At 58.4% G+C, this 23,035-nt stretch carries 17 protein-coding genes; 4 read left to right on the top strand and 13 right to left on the bottom strand.

Annotated features, from left to right (window positions below; translation table 11 throughout):
- Positions 1-21: 21 nt before the first annotated feature.
- From HMPREF0308_RS05430 to HMPREF0308_RS05385, 10 genes are all read right to left on the bottom strand, one after another.
- Positions 22-1,872, bottom strand: coding sequence for a FadD32-like long-chain-fatty-acid--AMP ligase (locus HMPREF0308_RS05430; RefSeq protein WP_005529491.1), 1,851 nt, complete (start codon positions 1,870-1,872; stop codon positions 22-24).
- Between the two features lie 87 nt (positions 1,873-1,959).
- Positions 1,960-2,889, bottom strand: coding sequence for a cutinase family protein (locus HMPREF0308_RS05425; RefSeq protein ID WP_005529489.1), 930 nt, complete (start codon positions 2,887-2,889; stop codon positions 1,960-1,962).
- A gap of 15 nt (positions 2,890-2,904) precedes the next feature.
- On the bottom strand, positions 2,905-3,414 hold the full coding sequence (locus tag HMPREF0308_RS05420; RefSeq protein ID WP_005529487.1) for a DUF732 domain-containing protein: 510 nt from the start codon (positions 3,412-3,414) through the stop codon (positions 2,905-2,907).
- A gap of 2 nt (positions 3,415-3,416) precedes the next feature.
- Entirely contained in the window at positions 3,417-5,384 is a 1,968-nt protein-coding gene (locus HMPREF0308_RS05415) for an alpha/beta hydrolase-fold protein (protein ID WP_005529485.1), read from the bottom strand.
- A 228-nt stretch (positions 5,385-5,612) separates the two neighbouring features.
- Positions 5,613-6,635, bottom strand: coding sequence for an alpha/beta hydrolase (locus tag HMPREF0308_RS05410; protein ID WP_005529483.1), 1,023 nt, complete (start codon positions 6,633-6,635; stop codon positions 5,613-5,615).
- 225 nt (positions 6,636-6,860) lie between these two features.
- The gene (locus tag HMPREF0308_RS05405; protein WP_034657116.1) at positions 6,861-8,609 is read right to left on the bottom strand and encodes an arabinofuranosyltransferase AftB family protein; all 1,749 of its coding nucleotides are present in this window, start codon (positions 8,607-8,609) and stop codon (positions 6,861-6,863) included.
- A 57-nt stretch (positions 8,610-8,666) separates the two neighbouring features.
- The gene (locus HMPREF0308_RS05400) at positions 8,667-9,662 is read right to left on the bottom strand and encodes a decaprenyl-phosphate phosphoribosyltransferase (RefSeq protein ID WP_005529480.1); all 996 of its coding nucleotides are present in this window, start codon (positions 9,660-9,662) and stop codon (positions 8,667-8,669) included.
- Positions 9,659-10,186 (bottom strand): phosphatase PAP2 family protein, encoded by a 528-nt coding sequence (locus tag HMPREF0308_RS05395; protein ID WP_005529478.1) that lies wholly within the window; start codon positions 10,184-10,186, stop codon positions 9,659-9,661. The genes HMPREF0308_RS05400 and HMPREF0308_RS05395 overlap by 4 nt, the downstream gene beginning before the upstream one ends.
- Positions 10,176-12,155 carry a glycosyltransferase gene (locus tag HMPREF0308_RS05390; protein ID WP_034657046.1) on the bottom strand — a complete coding sequence of 660 codons (1,980 nt, stop codon included), beginning with the start codon at positions 12,153-12,155 and terminating at the stop codon, positions 10,176-10,178. Before HMPREF0308_RS05390 ends, HMPREF0308_RS05395 begins: the two co-directional genes overlap by 11 nt.
- A gap of 300 nt (positions 12,156-12,455) precedes the next feature.
- Positions 12,456-12,998 carry a three-helix bundle dimerization domain-containing protein gene (locus HMPREF0308_RS05385; RefSeq protein WP_005529474.1) on the bottom strand — a complete coding sequence of 181 codons (543 nt, stop codon included), beginning with the start codon at positions 12,996-12,998 and terminating at the stop codon, positions 12,456-12,458.
- Between the two features lie 500 nt (positions 12,999-13,498).
- Between HMPREF0308_RS05385 and HMPREF0308_RS05380 the strand changes: the two genes are divergently transcribed.
- The 4 genes from HMPREF0308_RS05380 to HMPREF0308_RS05365 are packed head-to-tail and all read left to right on the top strand — an operon-like array spanning position 13,499 to position 21,562.
- Entirely contained in the window at positions 13,499-15,493 is a 1,995-nt protein-coding gene (locus HMPREF0308_RS05380; RefSeq protein WP_005529473.1) for a hypothetical protein, read from the top strand.
- A gap of 53 nt (positions 15,494-15,546) precedes the next feature.
- Positions 15,547-17,178, top strand: a complete 1,632-nt coding sequence (locus HMPREF0308_RS05375; RefSeq protein WP_005529472.1) for a class I SAM-dependent DNA methyltransferase — start codon at positions 15,547-15,549, stop codon at positions 17,176-17,178.
- Positions 17,178-18,326, top strand: coding sequence for a restriction endonuclease subunit S (locus HMPREF0308_RS05370; RefSeq protein WP_005529471.1), 1,149 nt, complete (start codon positions 17,178-17,180; stop codon positions 18,324-18,326). Before HMPREF0308_RS05375 ends, HMPREF0308_RS05370 begins: the two co-directional genes overlap by 1 nt.
- 35 nt (positions 18,327-18,361) lie before the next feature.
- Positions 18,362-21,562, top strand: a complete 3,201-nt coding sequence (locus HMPREF0308_RS05365) for a type I restriction endonuclease subunit R (protein WP_005529470.1) — start codon at positions 18,362-18,364, stop codon at positions 21,560-21,562.
- 82 nt (positions 21,563-21,644) lie between these two features.
- On the opposite strand, the gene HMPREF0308_RS05360 is transcribed toward HMPREF0308_RS05365, so the two are convergent.
- The 3 genes from HMPREF0308_RS05360 to HMPREF0308_RS14175 form a co-directional block, all read right to left on the bottom strand.
- Complete coding sequence (locus HMPREF0308_RS05360; protein ID WP_034657041.1) at positions 21,645-22,310, bottom strand: hypothetical protein; 666 nt, start codon at positions 22,308-22,310, stop codon at positions 21,645-21,647.
- Entirely contained in the window at positions 22,294-22,497 is a 204-nt protein-coding gene (locus HMPREF0308_RS05355) for a hypothetical protein (protein WP_005529467.1), read from the bottom strand. Before HMPREF0308_RS05355 ends, HMPREF0308_RS05360 begins: the two co-directional genes overlap by 17 nt.
- Positions 22,498-22,665: 168 nt before the next feature.
- Positions 22,666-22,881: a hypothetical protein gene (locus HMPREF0308_RS14175; protein WP_005529466.1), complete on the bottom strand. Its 216-nt coding sequence runs from the start codon at positions 22,879-22,881 to the stop codon at positions 22,666-22,668.
- Positions 22,882-23,035 lie beyond the last annotated feature (154 nt).

Below are 23,035 nucleotides of genomic sequence, written 5' to 3'. Positions count from 1 at the left end.
AACAAGGGGGACTAGAAGAAGTTAGGCTTCGAAGTGCTTTTTCGCCACTCGGCGAGCGATCTTGCCCGAGGAGGTGCGGTTGATTTCGTTCGCACCGAACCAACGGATGATATCCGGAGTCAGACCATGGTGCTTCGAGACGGCGGTACGGACAACTTCAGTTGCAGCTTCGTCACCAGACGGGTCAGCGTTGTCAGCGCGCTCGATGAGCAGCACCAGCTGCTCGGTGTTGTCGCCCTCCACGGAGAAGGCAGCCACGGAGTCAGGGCGCACGTGCTCGGACGCCTCTTGGACGGTGCCCTCGATATCCTGTGGATAGTGGTTGCGACCTGCCACCACAATGAGATCCTTGAGACGGCCCGTGATGTAGAGCTGGCCATCCACGATGGTAGCGAGGTCTCCCGTGGCCATCCAATTGTTGTCATCTGGGGCCCCTTCCACGCGGGAGCCCTCGGCGAGGCGCTCCCCCAAAGTGTTGTGGAAAGTGGAGGCGGTCTCATCCTCGCGACCCAAGTAGCCCGCAGCCATGTTTTCGCCGTGCAGCCAGATCTCGCCGATCTGGGCGTCGCCAAGCTCTGCCCGTGTCTCCGGGTCCACGATGGTCAGGAACTGGACCGGAACCGTCTGACCATTCGACGCGAAAGCTACAGTGTCCGCAGACTTTTCTGAAATGACCGCCTTGCCAGCAGCTAATTGCTCGCGATCGAAGTGAGAAATCAACGGGCGCTCGCCCACCTGCGGGGTAGACACCATGAGCGACGCCTCTGCCAAGCCATAGGACGGACGCAACACCTCGCGCTTAAGATTGAGAGTGCTAAATACCTCCAAGAAGCTCTCCACCGCGGTTTCGGTAACTGGCTCGGAACCGATGATGATTCCATCGACATTGGAGAAATCAAGTTCCTCGCCCGCCTCCGGCGCACCGTAGCGAGCCGCGAGCTCGAGCGCGAAGTTCGGCACCACCGAGTAAGTGGCGGCGAAGTTCTCATCCATCGGCTGTCGGCTGATCTGGCGTACCCAGCGCTTCGGCTGCTGCACGAAGTCACGCGGAGTCATAATCTCGAAGTTGAGTCCCATGATAGTGACAAAGGAAGCCAGGATAATGCCCATGTCGTGGTGCATCGGCAGCCAAGAAACAATTCGCGATGGGTGCTTGAGCTGCACTGCGGCAAAAATCTGCAGAACATTGGTCATGATGGAGCGATTCGTCAGCAACACGCCCGCCGGAGTTCGCGTGGAACCAGAAGTGTATTGCAGGAACGCCGGCTGATCGATAGGTGCGCCCTGCAGGTTCGCAGCAGCGGCCTGGCCAGCCTCGGTCTCCAACGGATTCACCCACGACGCCGCCAAAGAGTCCGGCAGCGAATCAATAGAGATAACGCGCGGGCGCTCCGCAGACGGACGGTCGGCAAAGTACTTGCGCACGGCCGCAGCAGAGACGTTGTTCGTCAACACGATGGATGGATTCGAATCACCGAATACGGCTCGCAGATGATCAGTATGACCTGGCTCGTTCGGGTCATACAAAGGCAGCGGAGTCATACCCGCATACATCGCCCCCATGAAGCCGAAAATGTACTCCGGGGAATTGCCGGCAAGAATTGCCACGCGGTCCCCCATTGCGCCGACTTGTTGCAAGCGCGCAGCCACGACCTTGATGCGAGTGTTGACCTGGGAACGCGTGAAGTCGCGTGGAACGCCGTTTGGATCTTCGGAGTAAACCCACTGGCGTAGAACCGGACGATCCGGAACCCCAGCCTGCTTTTCCATTCCATAGACATGCTCACTGAGTCCTGCCAAGGTCAGATGTGGCGGAAGAGCTATTTGCCCCTTCTCGTCAAAGAACTGGCCAATCAACGCATTGAGGTCCATCTAATCTCCTTTTGGGTTTAGATTGTTTACTTTTGACATTAAAAATATCAGGGCCAAGGTCTCATACGTTACATCACGCAGATTTTTCTAGGTGTTATCGATAATTTCCCGCGCCCAATCGGTAACCCATTGGTTCGCCGTGGTGCCCGGAATCACGTTCGGGTTCGTGGCATACATCGCGTGCACGCCGTTTGCTTCAATGAGGCCGCGGGCGCGCTCAAGCCCGTTCAGGCCGTCGAGTGGCGCATCGCAAATAGAGTCATCCGGCGCACAAATCTGGAACGTGCGGTCCGCCAAAGAACCGAAGCCATTTGCACGCGGACCCCGCATGGTAGCACCCGGAACGATGCCCTGAATCAGCATGTTGAGCGGCTCCAGAGCAATTTCCGCGCCCACGCCCGCCACGTGCACGCCAGGGTTCTGACCCACGCCATCCTGCCGGCGACCATCGGCCACCAGAGCAACGCCGGCGACAGCATCCGCCGGAATCGGACCGTTATCGCCACCGATACGGTCAGCGACGTCGCCAGCAATCACCGCTCCCTGCGAGAAGCCCGCAATGATGAACTTGGTAGCCGGGCATGTTTCATGCATCGTGATGAGCTCGCCCTCCATGCGGGAGGTTCCCTCATCGCGGGATTCGTCGTAGCTCATCTCCTGCTGGGCGTTGATGTTCTTGAACTGCGCCGTGTACGGCAGCGTCCAGACCTTTACGTCCTCCGGCACATAAGCCTCCTTCAGCGGGTTGCTGATGGAGAGCATGAAGGAATTGGGATTTGCGGTCGGATTGATGGGATCATCATCGGCCTTGGATTCCCACGTGCCAGGAGCAGAGATAACTTCTACGCGCGGGCACCAGTCGGGTTGCGCGGGGGCCTCGACTTCCCCGGACTCTGGTGCCGGCTCACCGAGGTTGTTCTTCTCCTGTGCCTGATTGGAGTTGAAGAAATGAACCGCGCCAGCGCCGATGACAGCAAGTACGACGAGTACGGCAACAACCGTAAGTGTTTTACGCATAAAAACTTCTCTATCTTAGTTAGCGCACAGGGTGCCGCGCGCCTGGTCCGTCAGGACAGCGGTGAGCTCTTCGTGCGGCAGTGTGGCACGGCCCTGCTCGATGAGCTGACCTGCCACTGCGGGGATGGTCACGGCATCGCCTTCGCGGCATGCCGCTTGGCCGGCGCCGATGATCTGGTCTTCGGCACCATCCGTGTTTACTCCCGCTTTCTGGACAGCGGCTATGAATTCCCGCTCAGGACCCTGGCTTTGTTCCGGGGTTGGGATGGCAGAGATTTCACGCGCACCGCTATCTTCCGGGGCGTCGGAAGCCGGCGCGCGGGACGCAGATGCGCTTGACGACGCCGTCTCCGAAGCCGCCGAGCTCGACGCGGCGTCGGAAGTTGGGGCTGCGGAACGCTCAAGCGGGGCTACCTTGGTGTCCGTTGGATCGTCCGTGCTTTCGACCGTGGCGGAACCGCAAGCGCCCAGCGTAAGCGCGGCAGCCATCACGGCTGCACACGCCGCGGGAACCTTGATGCGCATGGTTACTTCTTCTCCACTTGAACGGTGCCCATGATTTGCCGGATTACACCGTGTTGGAAGTCCTGGGAAAGGCCGCCCGCTGCGATTTCGGTGTAATCGGTGGTTGGCCAGCCGAACTCGCCCTGCTCGAAGCCGCGCTTACCCCACTCGTCCATGATGTCTCCGTAGAGGATGTAGTGCGCCCCACTGTTTGCGGACCAGTAGATGTTGCCGTGCTCGAATTCCTGGAAGAAGCCGCCCTTGACTGGCTTTTCGCCACCCTTCGGGAAGCCTAGCTTGGAGGCAGGGCCACCCAGCTCCTTGTACTTGGCGCCGATTGCACCATGGACCACGGAGTTGGACTCGTCTGGGTTACGGGTCAGGACACCATTCTGGAATTCCTGAGCGTAGCCTTCGCCGACCTTGACCACTGCAGCGGTCGGGTACTTGAGGTCGCCGTTTTCGTAGCCGTTTTCGCCCCATGCCTTCACCATGTCGGCAGGAATTGCCCAGGCACCGGTCTCGGCGGTCCAGTAGATGGAGCCGTGCTGGAAGTGAACGAAGCGTCCCTTGCCGTCTGGGGTCTTCTCTTCGCCGGTGGTTGGGAAGCCCAGCCAAGAGGTCGGGCCGCCGATCTCGGAGTAGCGGGCGCCGATGCGGCCAAAGATGGCGTGAGCGCCGGTTTCTGGGTGCCAGTAGGCAGTGCCAGCCTGGAAGTCCTCAGCTTTGCCGCCTGCGACGTCGTATTCGTTGTTAAGGCATTCGCCGATAATTCCGGACTCGGTCACCTTTGCGATGTCGCCGATCGGGGTGCAGTCTGCACCGCGGTCTTCCTTCGGGATGCCGAGGGCGTCAGCGATGGTTGGCCAAGCCTCGTTCATCTCGAACTGCCAGTATTCCCAGCTGTGGACGCCGGATGGGCGGAAGCGTGTCACGACCGGCACCCCTGCACGCTTGGCGTAATCCACGAAGGTCTGGGTGGACATACGGGAAATGACCTCGAGACCGACGCCTGCAGCGTTAGCCGGGCCCTTGGCCACGGAGGAGAGGTTGCCGTAGTCGTCCTTGCCGGAGCCGGAGGAAACGTAGACCTTCATGTCCTTGAGGGCTTCGATACCCAGCTTCGGGTCGTGGTCGATCCAGTCCTGCGAGTAGTGCGGGCCCCACATGTTGGTGGAGCTAAATCCGCCTGCATCCATCTGTGCTGCAGCAATTGCTTCTGGCATGCCCCGGGTGGTGGTGTCCAGGTAGCCGGAGAAGGAACCGACGAACTGGAACAGGTGCGGGTTGCGCTCCGCCAAGTTGACGGCTGCCGTACCGCCCATGGAGATACCCGTGATGGCGCGCTTCTGGTTGGAGCGGTATGCCTTATCCAGGATTGGCACGAGTTCCTTGGTCAGGAAGGATTCCCACTTGTAGTTACGGCCATTGTCCGGCTGCTGCCAGTCGGAGTAGAAGGAGGACTCGCCGCCAACAGGCATGATGACGTTAACATTGCGGTCAGCGTACTGGCTCAGGATGTTGGTCTCGATGGTCCAGCCGGACTCATCGTCGCGCGCACGCAGGCCGTCGAGTGCCCAGACCTCCGGGAACTTCTTCTCCGGGTTGGAGTACCAGTCGCGGGCGAGCTGAATCTGAACAATCTGCTCCTTATCCGGCATAGCTGCGGATTTGATGTAGACCTTGAGGTGGCGATTGGAGAGGTACTCCACACGGGAGACAGCAACGCCCTCCGGCAGACCCTCGATGGTCGGGTACTCGGTGTTGAGCGGAGTACGCTGCGGCGGGTTGCTCGGTGCGAAGGAGTCGGAAAGACCGGAGCTTCCCAAGTTCTGGGTCAAGGCTCCGAGAGAAGACTGAGCGGTTGCGTTCGGCAGGAGAGCGAGGCCAACTGCTACAGCGGTTGGCAGAGCTGCGATGGCCAGACCCTTGCGAGCCTTGGTCGGGGAACCTGGAGAGCGCAGGTTAGGGGCAGACGCATTTTTACGCATGGATGAGTCCTTGTAGGTATGTCGAGGGAGCGCCCTAGTAATACGGTTTCCGAAGGTTCCCCTCCTCCGGACGACGCTACTAGGCCACGAAGTGCTGTCTATTGTGCGCTCAAGTTTAAGTTGAACTTGAGACTTTTGGAAGAGGAACACGCCCAAAACCACAAAACCGGCCGTAGGAATTCCTACGGCCGGCTTGTTTAGAGCTTCGCTAGATACTCTCCTTGGCGTTTACCAAGCGTTCATCACGTTGAGAACCTGCGGCTTGGACTGCTCCAGCTGGTAGCCAAACTGTGCCCAGTTGTGCAGACCCTGCATCGGGTAGTTGGTGGTCACGCGCAGACCAGTTGCACGAGCCTTAGCCTCCCACATGCGGGTGGTTGCACGTGAGAACATCTCCAGGACCGCGCCAGAAAGCTGGTGCTGCGGGAGATAACCAGCGTCACCGGCACCCGGAATGCCCGTTGCAGCAGAGATGTACACGTCAGTATTGCGCAGACGATCGGTCTGGTAGAAAGGATCGTTTTCGAAGCGACGCGGGTTAAACAGCGAACCGTACATTGCGTTGATGTTGAATCCGCCGGCGTCGAGAAGCGCGAGGCGCATGAAGGTCTGCGCACCTGGCAAGGTGGTGGTCAGGTAGCCGGAGAAGGACAGTACCTGGCGGAACTGATCCGGGTGCTTACCAGCCAAGGTGATGGCAGCGGTGGCGCCCATGGACAGGCCAGCGATCGAGTTGTTATTGCGGGCAACGCCGAAGTTACGCTCCAAGTAGCCCGGCAGCTCAGAGGTCAGGAAGGTTTCCCACTGGTAGTTGGTCGGCGCAACCAAGTCATAGGTAGCCGGGCCGTTCCAGTCAGCATAGAAAGAACCTGCGCCACCAACCGGCATAACCAGGGTGATGTTGTGAGGCTCGTAGGTACGGGCAGCATTCACATCGTTAACCCAAGCATTGGTACTGTCGGTAGCACGCAAGCCGTCAAGCAGGTACAGGCCAGCGTTGCCGCCGTTTTTCGCAGGCTGGATCTGGACTGGGATGTTGCGGCCCATTGCTGGCGACCAAACGTCACAACGCTGAACCCACCAACCCACGCCGTCCCATTCGCAAGAACCGGTGGCATCGGGACGCAGCCAGTCACGGTTTGCTGCCTCGGCTTCTTGGGTGCCTGTAGCTACGACGAGGCCAAGCGCGACCGCAACGGTCATTACCACTGTGAGTACACGCGCTTTGAGACCCGAACTCAGTGCAGTCATGTCTCTCCTTTTGTACTTCTCAACTTCGAGATCAAGAAAAATTTTTAGTGCTATTCACACTTATCGTCGCCACATGTCTAAACGTTAACGTCACGGAAATATAACGAGGAATCTTTAGCAGCTTAACCCACGCAGCCCGATTTCTCCCACCTTGTACCCCCCGCGCACTACGGTGGCCGATCCATCTATAGGTGGCGACACGCCGAAGTTTGGGAAAACTCTCCGCTATTTCACAAGGTAATCGTCAGGATCCGCCGAAAAAGTCAGAGTCCGCCCATCCGTCAATGCAAACTTGATGTTTTCAAAGAAACGGTGTGCATCAAGCGGGTCTTTATAGGTCGCAAAGAGCTTTTGGAAATCTGACGTTTGCAACGCCTGACGAGCCTTAGCAGTTTCCTTCTTGTCGTACCACTGTGGCAGCGAATCGATATCCACGCCCGTCAAAGCAGCCTGCCAGTACGAAGGCAGGTCCTTGTCATGGCCAATCCGTCCGTTTTCTATGCGTGGCTGGCGGGCGGCGAGGGGCGTCGCCAAGCCAATGTTATCGAGCACGCGCACGTCCAACGGGGCATTCATCGAAGTCATGCCCATGTTGATGAAGTACAAAGTAGGCGGCTCGTCCCGGCCGGGTTCGCGAGCAACGCCTTTCCACGCATACTTGTTCTCCTCGCGTGGAAGCGCATATAGAACAGCGAGAGCATCACCTTTTTCAAGATCATCGATGCCCTCTTGGTAGGCCTCCATTTGCCGCATAGGAAGGAAGTCCCTCTCAGAGCGAGGCGGATCGCCTGGTTCCCGCTTGACGGAATAGGTCCAGAAGTCGCGCTCATCGACAATATTGATTTTCCCTTGGTAGGTATTCCAATCCGTGGGGTGCCCGCGCAGGATAATCACCACGGACCAAACTGCGCAAAAGAGTGCCGCACTGATAGACGCTGCGGAGCGCAACGGGAGGACAAACACTGGCAGCAACATCGCAAAAAGCGGTAGCAAGAGCATCCGACCATGCATGAAGTCCCCGCCGACGCGCAAGATGTAGACAAAGTGCAAAACCGCTGCGCCCACCAACAAGTATGTAATGCTGGCTTGGGAGCGAAGCCGCGTTGGGCGCAGGCTAGAGCGATAGGTCCACAGGGCCCAGCCGCCCAACACGAGGAGTGGAATATAGAGGGCATAAGGGAGGGCGAAGTCACCAAGGTAGCGGAAACCATGGCTCCATGCAGCTTCCGACGCCGACTTAGCCACCGCAGTGTGGGGAGTCAAAAGGCCGTAGTAGCCCATGCGGAAAATCTGATATGCGCCCGGCAAGGGCAGCGCGGAGGCCAAGATTCCTAGCCAGGCTTTCCACCCACGGTGGGTAGCGAGCAGCAAAAGTCCCACCAGGCCGCCATAAAGGGCAAGGTCAGGTCGAACAAGCCAGGAAATGCCCGCCCACAGCGCTAGCCAGTACGGCATAGAGTCACTAGCGCACTCTTTTGCATTGTCGACGCCGCGGGACCACTTGACCAACATCCACCACAGCACCGCCAGATAGAAGATGGACAATCCCCATTCGAGACCGGACGTAAAGAAGTCACGCGCGGGCGGTAGCGCTAGATAAACGAGGCTGCCCGCTGGAGCTAGAACGGCAGTGCGGTGGGCCCTGCTCGTAGCCCAAGCGCCGATGAACATCGCGGCGACAGAGAAGAACAAGCCCAAGTAGATGGCGATACCTGACAGATCCGCACCTGTTACCCATCGCACGAGAAGGATGAGGTATTGCCACAGCGTCGAGGTATTGGTTTCTACTCGCTCACCGGCGTTAAAGACTGGGCCATTCCCAGCTTCCAGGTTGCGGACCGTGCGCAGGACTATGAGGCCGTCATCGGAAATCCACCGGCGGGCGAAGCCACCCCAAAACGCAAAAACACCAATAACAAGAGCTGACGCAACGGCGCTATACCGAAGCAGATTCCTGTTATCAGTGTTATTCATGGGGAAAAAGTTTAACATCCCCCTTTAGATTTGACCGTATTCGCGGCGCTCACGGCGTTAAAACATTGGGATAATATAAACCGCCATTGCGATACAAGCCAGCCACAAAAGGGCGAGTACTTGCAAGGCACGATCCTCGAGCGCGATTTCATCAGGTGCGCCGCCATTGCCGCGGTCGACGTCGGCAGCATAGCGCAGCACGGCAATCGTAAATGGAACCATCGAAACCTGGTACCAGACGCCAGCTGGGCCATCAGCGGCGTTGGAAAGCTGGAAGCCCCACAGCGAGTAGGACATAACCAAAGCGGTAGCCGCAAGGGTCCAGACAAAGCGTAGGTAGGTCGGCGTATAGCCCTCGAGGGACTTACGGATCTTCGCACCAGTGCGCTCGGCCAAAAGAATCTCCGAGTAACGCTTACCGGAAGCCATGAACAGCGAACCGAATGCCGCCACCAACAGGAACCACTGGGAAAGCACGATGCCCGCTGCCACGCCACCGGCCATTGTGCGCAACATGAAGCCGGAGGAAACCAGCGCGATGTCGATGACCGGCATGTGCTTCCAGCCAAAGCAGTAGCCCAGCTGCAAAGCGATGTACACAGCCATCACGATTGCCAGCTGTGGGCCAGCGGTGGCCAAGAAGGACAAGCCGATGGAACCGACAATGAGCAGCGCTGCCATCGCATACGCCAGGCCCACCGGCAGCACGCCGGCCGCGATGGGACGGAAGCGCTTGGTCGGGTGAGCCCGGTCAGCCTCGACGTCGCGAGCGTCATTGATGAGGTAAATCGAGGACGCGCCCATGCAGAAGACGATGAAGGCAAGGAGGACGTCGAGAAGCACGCGCGAATGGAACAGTGCGTCCGCACCCGCTGCTGCTGGAGCGGCGAGGACGAGGACGTTTTTAACCCACTGCTTTGGGCGCAGCGCCTTGATCATTCCGTCGACGAGGTTCTTCGGCGGCTTACGCTTGCGGCCGGTGTCGATGCCTGAGGTATGCGGTTCAGAGTGGAATACCCGCTGCGAACCGTCTTCGTGGTGTGTCTCGCTCACGCGGTCTTCCTTTCATAGCGGGTTAATGCCTCTGCGGTGACTGCACCGATCGCAGCTCCAACCGCGGTATCCGTTGGGTAATGCACTCCGAGCACCATACGCGAAGCCATCATCACAGGCACACCAAGGAGCGGCAACGGATTGCCGGTTAGGTGTGCGACGCCCACGAGGAACGCGGTTGTCGACGTCGAGTGCGAGGACGGAAACGACAGCTTGGACGGGGTGCCCACGCCGACGCGAACGTAGGGGTAGTCAGGGCGCTTGCGGCGCACGATGCGCTTGATTACAACGCTCGCCGCGTGGGCTGTAAATGCACCCACGCCTACGTATGCCCACTGGCGACGCCGCGCCTTGTCATCATGGTTGACCGCGTACATCACTGCGGAAGCACCCATCCAGCCGAGGGCGTGCTCGCCAAGGTGGCTCAAGCCGCGGGCGGCAGGTACAACTCCAGGGACGTCGAAAGCTGCGTTCTGGATGCTTTCCAGAACGTGTGATTCAGCTACAGAAAGCTTACTGGGCATCGAATACCTTCCTCCAGGATTCGCGGGAAGTCAGCTCCGGCATCGCGGCGCGATACTGCGCCTTCAGATCATCGAAGTTCTCCTCGATCTCCTTGAGCAGGCCGCGGGTCTGCTTGACGAGGTCGGTGGCCAGATCGCGGTCGCGTTTGCGGAAGGCCACGCCGGTACCGCCGGCGGTGGAAACTGTTGCGGAGTCCACGCGGGACAGAGTGAACCAGCGCGCCTCGTCGGGGGTGAGGTTGAGCTGCGGCGCCTCGTGGTGCGCGCGGTCTTCCTTGGTGACAAGGTGCTTCGCGGATTTGAGCAGCCATGGCAGCTTCTTGACCTTGCCGAGGCGGCCGCCGATGTTGCGGGTCGGCACGCCCGGCGCGCCGGTCGGAGCCGGCAGTTGGTCGGCGGATTCGATGATGACGGCATCGGAGTAGTTCTTGCGGATTTCCGCGATGCGCGGCAGGGAGGATTCCAGGATGTCGAAGAGGCGATCCGGGCCGGCGAGGAAGTCCTTCATAGCTTCCAGCTGGATAGCCATGGTGGAGTACTCCATGCACATCGTGTGCTTGAGGGTGGACTTGAAGATGGACTTCGTAATGCCCTTGACGTCGCCGTCGTGGTACATCGCAGCGACGATGAGGCGGTTGCGCAGGTGGAAGTACGCCTGCCAGTCGATGGCGTCGTCCTTGTCCGCCCACGCCATGTGCCAGATTGCGGCCCCCGGCCAGGTGACAGTTGGGAAGCCGTTAGCGGCTGCGCGCAGGGAGTACTCGGTGTCATCCCACTTGATAAACAGTGGTAGCGGCTGGCCGTTGGTCTCAGCTACGACGCGCGGGAAGAGGCACATCCACCAGCCGTTGTATTCGACATCGACGCGGCGATGGAGAGCACGGGAGTCGTACTTGCGTGGGTCGAGGTGCGACTGGGCGTCACCAATAGCGCGCAATGGGTACTTGGCGAAGTCGTGGTCGTAGACCGCGTGCGGGGCCCCGCCCCACATGAAGTCGTGTTTGTTGACCTGCTCGCCAGTGGTGCGCAGCTGGGAGCGCTCCTGCAGGTTCAGCATCTGGCCGCCAACGATGATCGGCTTGGCGGCGTATCGCGCGGCCTGCACTGCGCGCAGGATGGAGTCCGGTTCGATGGCGATGTCATCATCCATGTAGAGGATGAACGGGGAATCGGTGTTCTCCAACGCCTCGTACATGATGCGGGAGTAGCCGCCGGAGCCGCCCAGGTTGCCCTGACGGAACTCGCGGAAGCGCGGGCCGAAGTGCTCGACGGCCTGCTCGTAGCCTGGCTCGTCTGCTGGGTGCTGGTTGCCCTGGTCCGGCATGAGAACGTAGTCAATGATGCCGTCGACCACTGGGTCCTCGGCGAGAGCCTGCAGCGCTGCGACGGCGTCGGTTGGGCGGTTGAAGGTAGGAATGCCCACGGCAACGCGCTTTTCCGACGCCGGGATCTCCGTACCGTCCGGCATAATCTGCGGGCCTGGTTCATGTGGAGCGCACCATGCCGCATTAGAAAGGACGGTTTCCTTCTCTGCGGTGATGTCGAACCACAGCCAGCCGCCGTCTTCGAAGTTCTTCAGCGGCAGTTCGAAGTCGTGGTGACCGCTGCCGACCAGGTGGTTGGCCACGGAGATGCGCTGACCATCCTGCTTGGAGCGATAAATGGAGACGTTGGCTTGGCCTTCGAGTTCGAGGGAGAGCACGATGGACTTCAGCTGGGACCAGCGGCGCCAGTAGGAGGCAGGGAAAGCGTTGAAGTAGGTCTCGAAAGAAGCCTCTTCACCCGCTGGAATCGTCACCGCGGTGCGGTTGGTCCAGCTCAGGCGCTCGCGGTTTTGCTCAGACTCGATGAGATAGAGCATCCGGACGTCAAAAGGCTCGCCGCGCTTGGGCAGCAAGATTCGCTGAACAGGTTCGAAAACGCGGGTTTCGCTGCCAGCGGCGCTGGCGGAGGAATTGTTGGCAGTCACGATTACTTCGATTCTCCAAACGGTTTTATGACAATATTCAGTCAAACAGCCTAGTGGTTTGTGGCCGATAACCTCGCTCCCACACGGATTCATGGCTGCAGTGACGCGCATTTAACACAATCTGGCCGTGAGCACGACGATTAATCCGCACCGAAAAGGCCATAAATGCGCTCGCATTCTCCATCTATTAAAAAGCAGAGCCTTCTATCTTTCGATGAAGGTCATCTGCTTTCGCCCTCGGATGAATCAACTCTGCGCGAAGAATCGGAGGCACTCGACCTATCGCTTCTAGTTGGGAGATTAGGCCTCGACAGGGGCCTTATCGCCTACTGGCTCGATGCCCAGCTTGCCCAACATGTAAAGCACGCGGGCGCCGAGGTCATCGATAAGTTCGCGCTCTTCCTCTGGCGTATTGGCCGCAGCGATATCCCAAATCTTGACGTCCTTGCCTGCTTCGTCGCGCGGGATGTCGCGGCCTAGGTACACGATGAAGTCAGGCATGCTGACCATGCGGTTGTTGGGATCAACCTCGGTGTGGAAATGAGCGGCGTCGGCAAGCAAGGCGTCGCCGGCCTGTTCCTTGGTCAATTCAACAACCTTCTCCGCAAGGGCGTGGTTGGTGCCAGCAGAGAAACGGACATGGATGCGGTGCCCGCCGAAGTATTCCTTTACCTCGCGTTCAACCAGAACAGGGATGAATTCTTCGACCGTTGCACCGGCAGTATGGCGCGCGATTGCCGCGTCTACCTCGGCGTCGATTTCCGCGGCAGCGTGAGTGTTGCCGTACAGGTCGTGGAGGTCCTGGCGCAGGGTCGCGAGGCGGTGATCATTGAGATGCGTCATGGTACTCACCCAATTACTTTCTGTTCTCTGGTTGTTAACCTAATGTTAACCTTACGGAGATTTGCCACCGGTTTCAACACCGACTCGCGACACGCGTAAACCGGCAAAGCGCCGGCGTACAGACACAAAAAGCCCGCCGAAGAAGATTCAAAGCTCCTCGTCGGCGGGGATTGAAGCAGGCAAGCTGTTTTAGTGGCCGCACTCCTGCTCAAGCGCCTTGCCCTCGTTCCAGAACGGAGCCAGCTTGTTGTCGAACATGCTCAGCGCAGAGGCGATAACCATGCACATGTCGACTTTGAAGCCCGATCCCCGCGAAAACCAAACCACTCTTGGGCAACACTATTTTATTATTAATTAATCGGCCTTAAGCCCCCTTCAGGATAATTAACAGACTAAAAGCTGGGTACTTTAATCGAGTTCATTTAACGTATTGGACAGAGCAATCATCGATGACCGCTCGCCCCTATTCCCCATCACTACCCTATGAAAGGAGGCCTCAAGTGACCGCAACACTGACACTCGCCGATGTCGCCCGGCTGACCGGCGTTACGCGCCCCGCGGTCAACGAGTGGATTCAGCGCTTTAACTCAGAATCCATCGCGCCCTTCCCCTCCCCTTGCGGAGAACATGATGGCCACCCCTACTACGCCATCACCGAAATTCAAGGCTGGCTGCGAGCAACTAAGCTCGGCCGCCGCGACACAGCCGTTGAAGATGCCCTCTTTTATTCTTCGCTCTACCGAATGCTGCTCCGCAATCCGGCACGCGCGGCGTTGGGCCTTTTGAACTGCAACACGGCTTCCTCCCCTCAGGATTTTTCGCCCTCTGCTGCAGTAATCGACTCTCTTGCTGCGGCGTACCAGCGCGCAGCAGACAACATTCCTTCTGATGCCCCTGAAGCTGACATCGCAAAAGCAGCAGAGCAGGTAGCCGAGGCGGCTTTCGGGCCCGCGGCCGCGCTCGCCCGTCTTGCAGATGACCTCAGTGCTCAGCGCCAGGTAACACTCTCTTCCCGTTTTACTTCCCGCGCTATGCAAGCAGTATCGGAAGCCCTCACGCTAGAAAACCCAACTCCACCTATCATCCCTACTGATGAATACAGCCTAGGTTTCGTCACTGGACTCGCCCGGGAACTCGAAGAAACGCTGGCGCTCAACATCGGATACCGAAAGGACTGCGCACCAGACTCTCTCTATTGGGCGGAACTAGCGTGCCGAAACGTGGAATTCATCGACGCTAGCGAGGAGATCCCAACAAATTCTCTCATCGTCCTCGGCGCTCCTTCCCCTCTCAAAAATGCGACCGAATACTTCGAGCACCTCCAGGACTTGCTCGACAACTTGGACGAACGCGGCGCAATGTTCTGTATTTCCACCGCAGACATGCTTATCGAGGACTCTTTAGCGGAGGTCGTCCGACGGCGTTTCCTCGCACCGACTGAAACCGGCGCAATTGCACCACTGCGTTACAGCGCACGGCTGCCCCGAGGCATTTTTCCGGACCGCGGACAGCAGCAGGGCGCACTATGGATTCTCAAGCGCCCTAATCGCGAGGCCATAGGCAACCCTGCCGATGCTGCTGCCGTTATCGCTGACGTGCCGGACCTTAAGACACCCGGTCTCGTCTCTGACTGGGCAACCATGCTCACCACACCGGATGAAGCGCGCAAGCACACCTTTGTCCGCGGTCGTATTCTTCGCGCCGCTGATGCCTGGCGCAGCCGTACTCATTCTCTCGATGACTCGGTCTTTTCTTCTACGTCGACGTCTTCCGCCGCCGATCTCATGCACACCGCACATCAGGCAGGGTTAGACATCAGTTCAGCAGGGTTGGAGGACGCGCAGCCAAAGATTGGTATGCGCGCTGAATCGGGGGCAACGCGCCTTGAGTACCTACCGTGGAAGGCCGCGACCAACGCTCGCACTGGGGTGCTGCAGAAACTCAGCGGCTCCCGCATTGCCGAACGTGATCTCGCCCCCGAAGCAGTAGCAAAACTGGAACTCATCGGTGAACCCGAAATTCTGGGGAGCATTCCACAGGGCGCACGTTGCATCGATCGTCTCCGGTTGGAGGACATTGCACCGCGCGGCACCCTCACAGAACCAGGGGACGTGGTCTTCATCAAGAGCCCCAGACCACGCGCGCTCATCGATGAGGAAGGCGGCAAACTAGTCACTGCACCGGCTCAAGCACTACGATGCCGCACCTTCCGTGGACGCAGCCACACTCCCTTGGAACAGGTCTGCATTCCCTACCTCGTAGAGAAGGCTATCAACGAAGCTGTCTCCTCCGAGTTGGGATCGGTGTACTTCCCCGTATTGCCTCGCAAGAATGCGCAGCACCTCAGCACAGTCGAGCAACAGCTCCGCGCACGACGCCAGCAGCTCTTAGAACAGTTACATAGCCTCGATGAACTTGAGCACGGCCTCGTCATGTCGATAGGTACCGGTGCTGTCACCATCGCTGAATCTCGTGCACAATCCCCACCAGGCTAATAACAGAGTTCAACATTCAAACACACAAACACCGTTATATGTAAGGAGGAAAAATGACTAACTCAGTCAAGGATGAGCAGAACGTAGAGGCTGCCTCCGCCACCACCCTCAAAGAGCTCAAGGACACACTGTGGAAGGCAGCAGACAAGCTGCGCGGCTCCATGGACGCCTCCCAGTACAAGGACATCGTCCTAGGACTGGTGTTCCTCAAATACGTCACTGATGCTTTCGATGCCCGTCGCGCGGAGCTGCGTGCCGAAGGCGAGGAGCGCGGCGATAGCGAAGAGTACATCCAGGAAGACCTGGAGGATATCGACGCTTACCGTGAGAAGAACGTTTTCTGGGTCGACCCCATCGCTCGTTGGACCTTCCTACGTGACAACTCGAAAGGCAAGTCGGCCGACGCCGGCCAGGAGTACCAGTCCATTGGCAAGCTCATCGATAACGCGATGAAACAGCTCATGCTGGACAATGAGTCACTGTTAGGTACCCTGCCCACGAACTTCGCCTCGGAAAGCGTTGACCAGCGTCGTTTGGGCGAACTCATCGACTTATTCAGCACCACGCGTTTCACCGCAGAGGGGCCAGAACGCGCACGCGATTTGCTGGGTGAGGTCTACGAGTACTTCCTGGAGAAGTTCGCCCGTGCTGAGGGCAAGCGTGGCGGCGAGTTCTACACTCCCCGCCCTGTCGTACGTACCCTCGTAGAAATCCTGGAGCCGACCCAGGGTCGTGTTTACGACCCCTGCTGTGGCTCAGGCGGCATGTTCGTGCAGGCAGAGAAGTTCCTCGAAACCACGGAGAAGGACCGCACTGCTCTGGCCATCTACGGTCAGGAGCTCAATGAGCGCACCTGGCGCATGGCCAAGATGAACCTGGCCATCCACGCCATTAGCTCTGCTGGCTTGGGTGAGCGCTGGGCCGACACCTTCGCCCGTGACATCCATCCGGACAAGCAGATGGACTACGTCATGGCCAACCCACCGTTCAACATCAAGGATTGGTCGCGCAACGAGGAAGACACTCGCTGGAAGTACGGCGTCCCACCCAAGCGCAATGCGAACTTCGCGTGGATGCAGCACATCATTTCCAAGCTCACCCCTCAAGGCGAGGCCGGTGTTGTCATGGCCAACGGCACGATGACGTCGAACTCCTCCGGCGAAGGCGATATCCGCAAGGCCATGGTGGAAGACGACATCGTCTCCTGCGTCATCGCACTTCCTGCACAGCTCTTCCGCGGCACGCAGATCCCGGTCTGCGTCTGGTTCTTCGCCAAGGACAAGAAGGCCGGTTCCAAGGGCACCATCGACCGCACCAACCAGGTGCTCTTCATCGATGCCCGCGAGCTCGGCCACATGATTGACCGCACGGAGCGTACCTTCAGCGACGAGGACATCCAGAAGATCGCCGACACCTACCGCCTGTGGCGCGGCCGCACCTCCGCCCCAAAGGGCAAGGCCTACGAAGACATCGCCGGCTTCTGCAAGTCCGCCTCCCTCGACGACATCCGCGATGCCGACTTCGCCATGACCCCCGGCCGCTACGTTGGTTTCGCCGAGGCCGAAGAAGACGACGAGCCCATCGACGAGAAGATCGCTCGGCTTACCGGCGAGCTCACCGCCACGCTTGACGACGCCGCCCGCCTGGACGAGGTTGTGCGCGAACAGCTGGGGAGGTTGAAGTAATGAAAAAAATCGTTTCGCTAAAAGAAGTATGCGAGTCTGACTACGGAGTCACCGCCAGTGCGACCGAACAGCCTACAGGCACCCATTTCCTTCGTATCACTGACATAGTTAACTTCACTGACTATTCCGGTGTACCTTTCGTCGACATCGATGACGAAGATCGGAGAAAAAAGCTACTTAAACAAAATGACATCGTTGTAGCCAGAACAGGTGCAACCGTGGGGGCTAGCCATCTCTTTAGAGGTACCGAGCCAACAGTCTTCGCTTCTTATCTAGTGCGATTCAGACCAAAGACCTCAGACGTCGACCCAGTCTTTGTTTCATATGTATTGAATTCCCCAGCATGGAAGCAGTTTATTTTTGCCAACGCTCACTCCAAGTCGGCACAACCGAATCTCAGTGCTGCGGCAATGATGGACTTCCAGTTCTCTTTGCCCGAAATACGCGAACAACAAAAGATCGCGTCCGTCTTGAAAGCACTCGACGACAAAATCGCCGCAAATTCACGCATTATCAAAATTGCCACTCATCTAAACATCAACCTTGTTGAGAAGGCCGTGACAAAAGAACTTGAACATCTGCAGAATCTCGCAGACATCACAATGGGTTCTTCCCCCAAAGGAGAGTTCCTGAATGAAGAAGGTATTGGTGAGCCTTTCTTCCAAGGCGTGCGTGACTTTGGCGAGCTCTTTCCATCTGAACGCGTCTTTGCGGAGAAGGCCGTGCGCACTGCCCAAGAAGGCGACATCCTGTTTGCAGTCCGTGCACCAATTGGTGAAGTAAATATCGCTGAACGCCCCTGCGTCATTGGCCGCGGCATCGCAGCAATTCGCGGGAAACAATCGCATCTAGGCTTGTTCTATCTGCTGAAGGGCCATCCTGAGCTCTGGGAAACGTACCAATCCAGTGGAACTGTCTTTGCTGGTATTAACAAGTCTGACCTTCACAACGCAGTAATTCCTGTGCTGCGTGACTCCGAAAAACTCGAACAGCAGCTCACTCCCATCCACGAACGCGCAATGCACGCTCTACGCGAAAACCAAGTCCTCGCCCGCACCCGCGACGAGCTCCTTCCTCTCCTCATGAGCGGCCGCATCACGGTCGGTGAGGCTGCGGACGTTGCGGGCATGGCGGCGTCGGAAAGCTAAGCAAACCTACCCCTACAACCCTTAAGGAGAAGCTCATGCTGAGCGAAGAATCCCTCGAACTCATTGTTCAAGACCACCTGGCGGAACTGGAGTGGGTGTCTGGGCATGGCCCGGACTTTGCGCCGGGCTCCGGCGAGCGCGACACGTGGAATGACATCGTGCTGCGCGGGCGACTGCGCAATGCCGTGCGCAACCTCAACCCGGGTGTACCGGAGGAGTACCTCGACCAGGCGATCGGTGAGGTCATCACGCCGAAGTCGCAGTCCGCGATTGCGGAGAACAGGCGCATTCACCAGATTCTGGTGGAAGGCTACCGCGGTATCGAGTACATCGACCACGAGGGCAACGTCCAGAACCCAACCATCATCTTCCTGTCCTCGCAGCCGCACATGAACGACTATTTGTCGCTCAACCAGGTCACCGTTGCGAACCTGGACGGCGAGCGTCGCTTCGATGTGGTCTGCTACGTCAACGGCATGCCGCTGGCGTTTATCGAGCTGAAGAAAACGGGCGCGAATACCTCAATCGAAGGCGCCCACAACCAGCTGCAGACGTACGTCAAGGAATTCGGCATGGCCTTCCGCTTCGCCAATATTGTGATTCCTTCGGATGACCTCAGCGCCAAGTACGGAACGCCGTTTACTCCGTGGAACCACTTTGCGCCGTGGAATGTGGATGAGGACGGCCGTCCTGTCCCATCCGACAACATGGTTGTGGCCGGCGAGCCGGTCACGCAGCTGGACCTGTTGCTTGATGGTCTGTTTAATGTGGAGCGTTTTGGACAGCTCTACAGCGACTTCACGGCGTTCGATGACACCGCCGAGGGGCTAGTAATGCGCATCGCCAAGCCGCACCAGTACTTCGCGGTGACCAAGGCAGTGGGTTCCACGATCACGGCGGCGCGCGGCGACAAGCGCGCTGGCGTCATCTGGCACACGACGGGTGCCGGCAAGTCCATGGAGATGGAGCTCTACACCGCCAAGATTATGCGTCGGTCCGAGATGCTCAGCCCGACCGTCATTGTGCTCAATGACCGTACCGAGCTAGATGAGCAGCTCTTCGAGACCTTCAACCGGTCCACCATCCTGCCGGAGGCACCGCGCAATATCGAGTCGCGTGCTGAGTTGCGTGAGCTGCTGTCGCAGAAAACCTCCGGCGGCATCTACTTCTCTACCCTCCAGAAGTTTGGCTTGAACGGCCAGGGTGAGTTGCGTGAGACCGAGCACCCGTTGCTCTCTGACCGGAGCAACATCGTGGTCATCGTCGACGAGGCACACCGTTCCCACTATGGCTTTGGCGATACCGCCGCTGATGGTTACGCACAGCACCTGCGTAATGCGTTGCCGAATGCCACCATGCTGGCGTTTACCGGTACCCCGCTCAAGGAGTGGGACCGCGATACGCGCAAGGTCTTCGGTGACGACGTGGATGTCTACGACATGAACCGCGCCGTCGAAGATGGTGCCGTGGTGCCCGTCTACTTCGAGCCGCGCCTCATCCCACTCAAGCGCATTGCTGGAATCACGGATGACGATATTGATGACTCTGCCGAGGAAGTACTCACGGGTCTCGACGAGGTGGAGCGCGACCGGATTCAGCGCTCCGTCGCCGCGTTGGAAATCATTTACGGTTCCGACGACCGCTTGGATGCGCTCGCTGAGGACTTTGTTCGCCACTGGGAAGACCGGCGCGAAAACATGCGGGAATTCATCGGCGCCCCAGGCAAAGCGATGATTGTCACCGCCACGCGTTCCATTGCGGCACGCCTCTACTCCAAGATCGTGGCGCTGCGCCCTGAGTGGCATTCGGATGCCGATGACAAGGGCAAGATCAAGGTGATCTACTCTGCCGCGCCGTCCGACCCGGATGAGCTCAAGGTCCACATGCGCCGTCCGAGCGCGCTCAAGGCCGTGAAGAACCGCATCAAGGATGTTGACGATGAGCTCGAGATCGCCATCGTCCAATCCATGATGCTCACCGGCTTCGACGCACCGCCGCTGCACACGCTCTACATTGACCGCTCCCTCAAGAGCGCGCTGCTGATGCAGACCCTCGCCCGCGTCAACCGCACGTTCCGAAACAAGCAGGATGGCCTCCTTGTCGCCTACGCACCGTTGGTGGAGAACTTGGAGAAGGCGCTGGCTGAGTTCACGCTCAACCCCTCCGACGACGGAACCAAGGTCACAGGCCAGGACGTTGAGGAAGCACTAACTCTGGCGAAGGGATTCCTGGCTCGTCTCGACGACATTGTGGGAATCAAGTGGAAGAACACCGCTTTCATCGATGACACCAACCTTCGTCGTGCTTTGCTCGATGTCACTGGTTTCCTTCGCAATCCAAGAACCGAAGGCAACTACGACCCCGAGAAGCCAAATGCGCGTCCCGTCGCGGACGAGTTCAAGCGTCAGGCAGGAAGGCTCGCACGTGCATGGGCGCTTGCGTCCAACAGCCCGGCCGCCGATGAATTCCGTCCGAGCGTGCAGTTCTATTCCGAGGTCAAGAACTGGCTCATCAAGCTCGATGCAGGCGACCGCGTGGCCAATGGCGAGCCGATTAGCGACTCCATCCGCAACGCCCTAGGCAAGCTGGTCGTTGATTCGGCTGAGGCCACCGGTGTCATCGACATCTACCGCCAGGCCGGGATTGAGATTCCGAACTTGCAGGATCTCACCGTCGACCTGTTCAAGGACAAACAATCCCCCTCTGAGGTCTCGTTGCTGATCGATGCGTTGCGCCGCCAGCTCCAGCAGGAAGCCCGCACCGCCACAGGAAACAACGAGCTGCGCTCCAAGCAATTCTCCGAGCGGATCACCGAGCTGATGAATCGGTACACCAATCAGCAGCTCACGGCCGCTGAAATCATCGCCGAACTCATCCACCTGTCCAAGGAGATTGTCAAGGAAAGCAAACGCGGTGAACAATTCACCCCGCCACTAGGCAATGACGAGCTCACCTTCTTCGACGCGGTGTCGACAAACGAATCCGCAACCGAGCTCATGGACGACGAAGTTCTTGCTGAAATCGCACGCCAGCTCGTTTCCATGCTGCGTCGCGATGCAAAGACCGACTGGACAGTACGCGATGACGTACGTGCGAAACTACGACGCTCGGTCCGCAGATTGCTACGCGACTACAAGTATCCACCGGACAAGGCGCCGGAGGCCATCAAGCTTGTCATTGAACAGATGGAGAAATTCGCGCCGAGGTATTCGGAGCTTTCTCGCGATGAAGACTAGCTTCGGTTAATCTTGTCGATCCTCGCTGGCGGGCAATCCCATTCAGCGGGGACCTTCAATCCATATTCTTCCTGCAGAGCCTTCACTGCAGCAGCTGGGTTATCGCGTACAACGGCGGCAGTTTGGATCGAATGCCATTTGAGCCGCACGGTTTTGAGGTGTTCCTGCCACAATGCGTTGTCCACATCGAGGTTGAACTCGAGACGCAAGCTCTCAAGTACGTCTTCCAGAATGGGCCGAAAGCGGTGCCCCCATTCGTGAAATGAAAAGAAGAAATCGCGGGCGCCTTCTTAAGGAATTCGCGGACTTTCTTGTTCTTTTTCGTGTTGAGCTTCTCGCTAAACCCCATCAAATGGGTGAACTCATCGCGATGAGCGTGGACATGAAAATGTGCGCTCGGGTTCTTACGGCCCCGATCGCGATCGTATTCAACCCGGAAAAGTGGAGGCCTCTGCGTGTTTGCGTAAGGATAGATCGCAAAACTTGATTGATCGATAGCAGGAAACGAAAGGCTGTCATCCCAGGTACATTTAAATTCTGGTTTTATCCCGAGGACGACGTAGCCCGAAGACGTGAGCGGGACGATACCCGGCCTACCGTTTTCTTCCTCGTCAAGACGCACAGATATGTTCCGGTCAAGGTCAGTAAAGACAAAACTGGGGCTCGTCGACGAAAAGAACGAGAGGGACTGTTCAATTTCCTTGTGAAAAGCCCGCACAAGTGGTTCGAGCTTATCGGCCGCTTCCACCGGCAGCCTTAATCAACCAACGAAGCTCAGAGATGCGCTCCCACAAACCCATCTCAGTCGGCGACAGATCATAGTTATAGGCACGCTCTTCAAACTCTTCCGGATCTCCCACGATCTCGGATTCGAGTTCCTTGAGCTCGGCCGCAGCCTCGCTTTTCGTCAAGCGACGGATGATAGGTGCTGACATTGCTTCTCTCCTTCCCGCGGATAGGCTCTCTAACAAATATTGTGCCCTAGATTTTGCACGGGGGTACCGACATGACAGCGGATTCCAGGCGGACTCCGTCGCCAAAAATCGAACATAGGATCGAAAATCCCGCTGCCCATCGGACAGCGAGATACTGCACTGCATTCCCTAGACGTTAACGGGAGCTTCCTCGGAAATCGGCTCGATGCCGAGCTTGCCCAGCACGTAGAGCACGCGAGAGTCTAGGTCGTCTGCGAGTTCGCGGGTTTCCTCGACGGTGGTGGTGGGCTCGATGTCCCAGATCTTAATGCCCTTGCCAGCCTCGTCGCGCTCAAGGTCGCAGCCAAGGTAGACGATGTAATCCGGTATGGCGACGGTGCACACCTCATCGAGGTAGCGGGCGGGCCCTCGCCCAAGCCACGCTCGCCGAGGACGTGTGCCATATGGGAATCCAAGAGGTTCTCCGAGTGCGTGGCAGCAGCATCGACGTACAGCGCATCGCCCGCGCACTTCTTGGTGAGCGCGACAGCAGCGGCAG

The sequence above is a fragment of the Corynebacterium striatum ATCC 6940 genome, assembly GCF_000159135.1.
Lineage (GTDB): Bacteria > Actinomycetota > Actinomycetes > Mycobacteriales > Mycobacteriaceae > Corynebacterium > Corynebacterium striatum.
This window is presented reverse-complemented; position numbering and strand designations above follow the sequence as displayed.

Coding starts and splice junctions, on each gene's coding strand:
- HMPREF0308_RS05430 (WP_005529491.1), bottom strand. CDS start 1,872: ATGGACCTCAATGCGTTGATTGGCCAGTTCTTTGACGAGAAGGGGCAA.
- HMPREF0308_RS05425 (WP_005529489.1), bottom strand. CDS start 2,889: ATGCGTAAAACACTTACGGTTGTTGCCGTACTCGTCGTACTTGCTGTC.
- HMPREF0308_RS05420 (WP_005529487.1), bottom strand. CDS start 3,414: ATGCGCATCAAGGTTCCCGCGGCGTGTGCAGCCGTGATGGCTGCCGCG.
- HMPREF0308_RS05415 (WP_005529485.1), bottom strand. CDS start 5,384: ATGCGTAAAAATGCGTCTGCCCCTAACCTGCGCTCTCCAGGTTCCCCG.
- HMPREF0308_RS05410 (WP_005529483.1), bottom strand. CDS start 6,635: ATGACTGCACTGAGTTCGGGTCTCAAAGCGCGTGTACTCACAGTGGTA.
- HMPREF0308_RS05405 (WP_034657116.1), bottom strand. CDS start 8,609: ATGAATAACACTGATAACAGGAATCTGCTTCGGTATAGCGCCGTTGCG.
- HMPREF0308_RS05395 (WP_005529478.1), bottom strand. CDS start 10,186: ATGCCCAGTAAGCTTTCTGTAGCTGAATCACACGTTCTGGAAAGCATC.
- HMPREF0308_RS05385 (WP_005529474.1), bottom strand. CDS start 12,998: ATGACGCATCTCAATGATCACCGCCTCGCGACCCTGCGCCAGGACCTC.
- HMPREF0308_RS05375 (WP_005529472.1), top strand. CDS start 15,547: ATGACTAACTCAGTCAAGGATGAGCAGAACGTAGAGGCTGCCTCCGCC.
- HMPREF0308_RS05370 (WP_005529471.1), top strand. CDS start 17,178: ATGAAAAAAATCGTTTCGCTAAAAGAAGTATGCGAGTCTGACTACGGA.
- HMPREF0308_RS05365 (WP_005529470.1), top strand. CDS start 18,362: ATGCTGAGCGAAGAATCCCTCGAACTCATTGTTCAAGACCACCTGGCG.
- HMPREF0308_RS05355 (WP_005529467.1), bottom strand. CDS start 22,497: ATGTCAGCACCTATCATCCGTCGCTTGACGAAAAGCGAGGCTGCGGCC.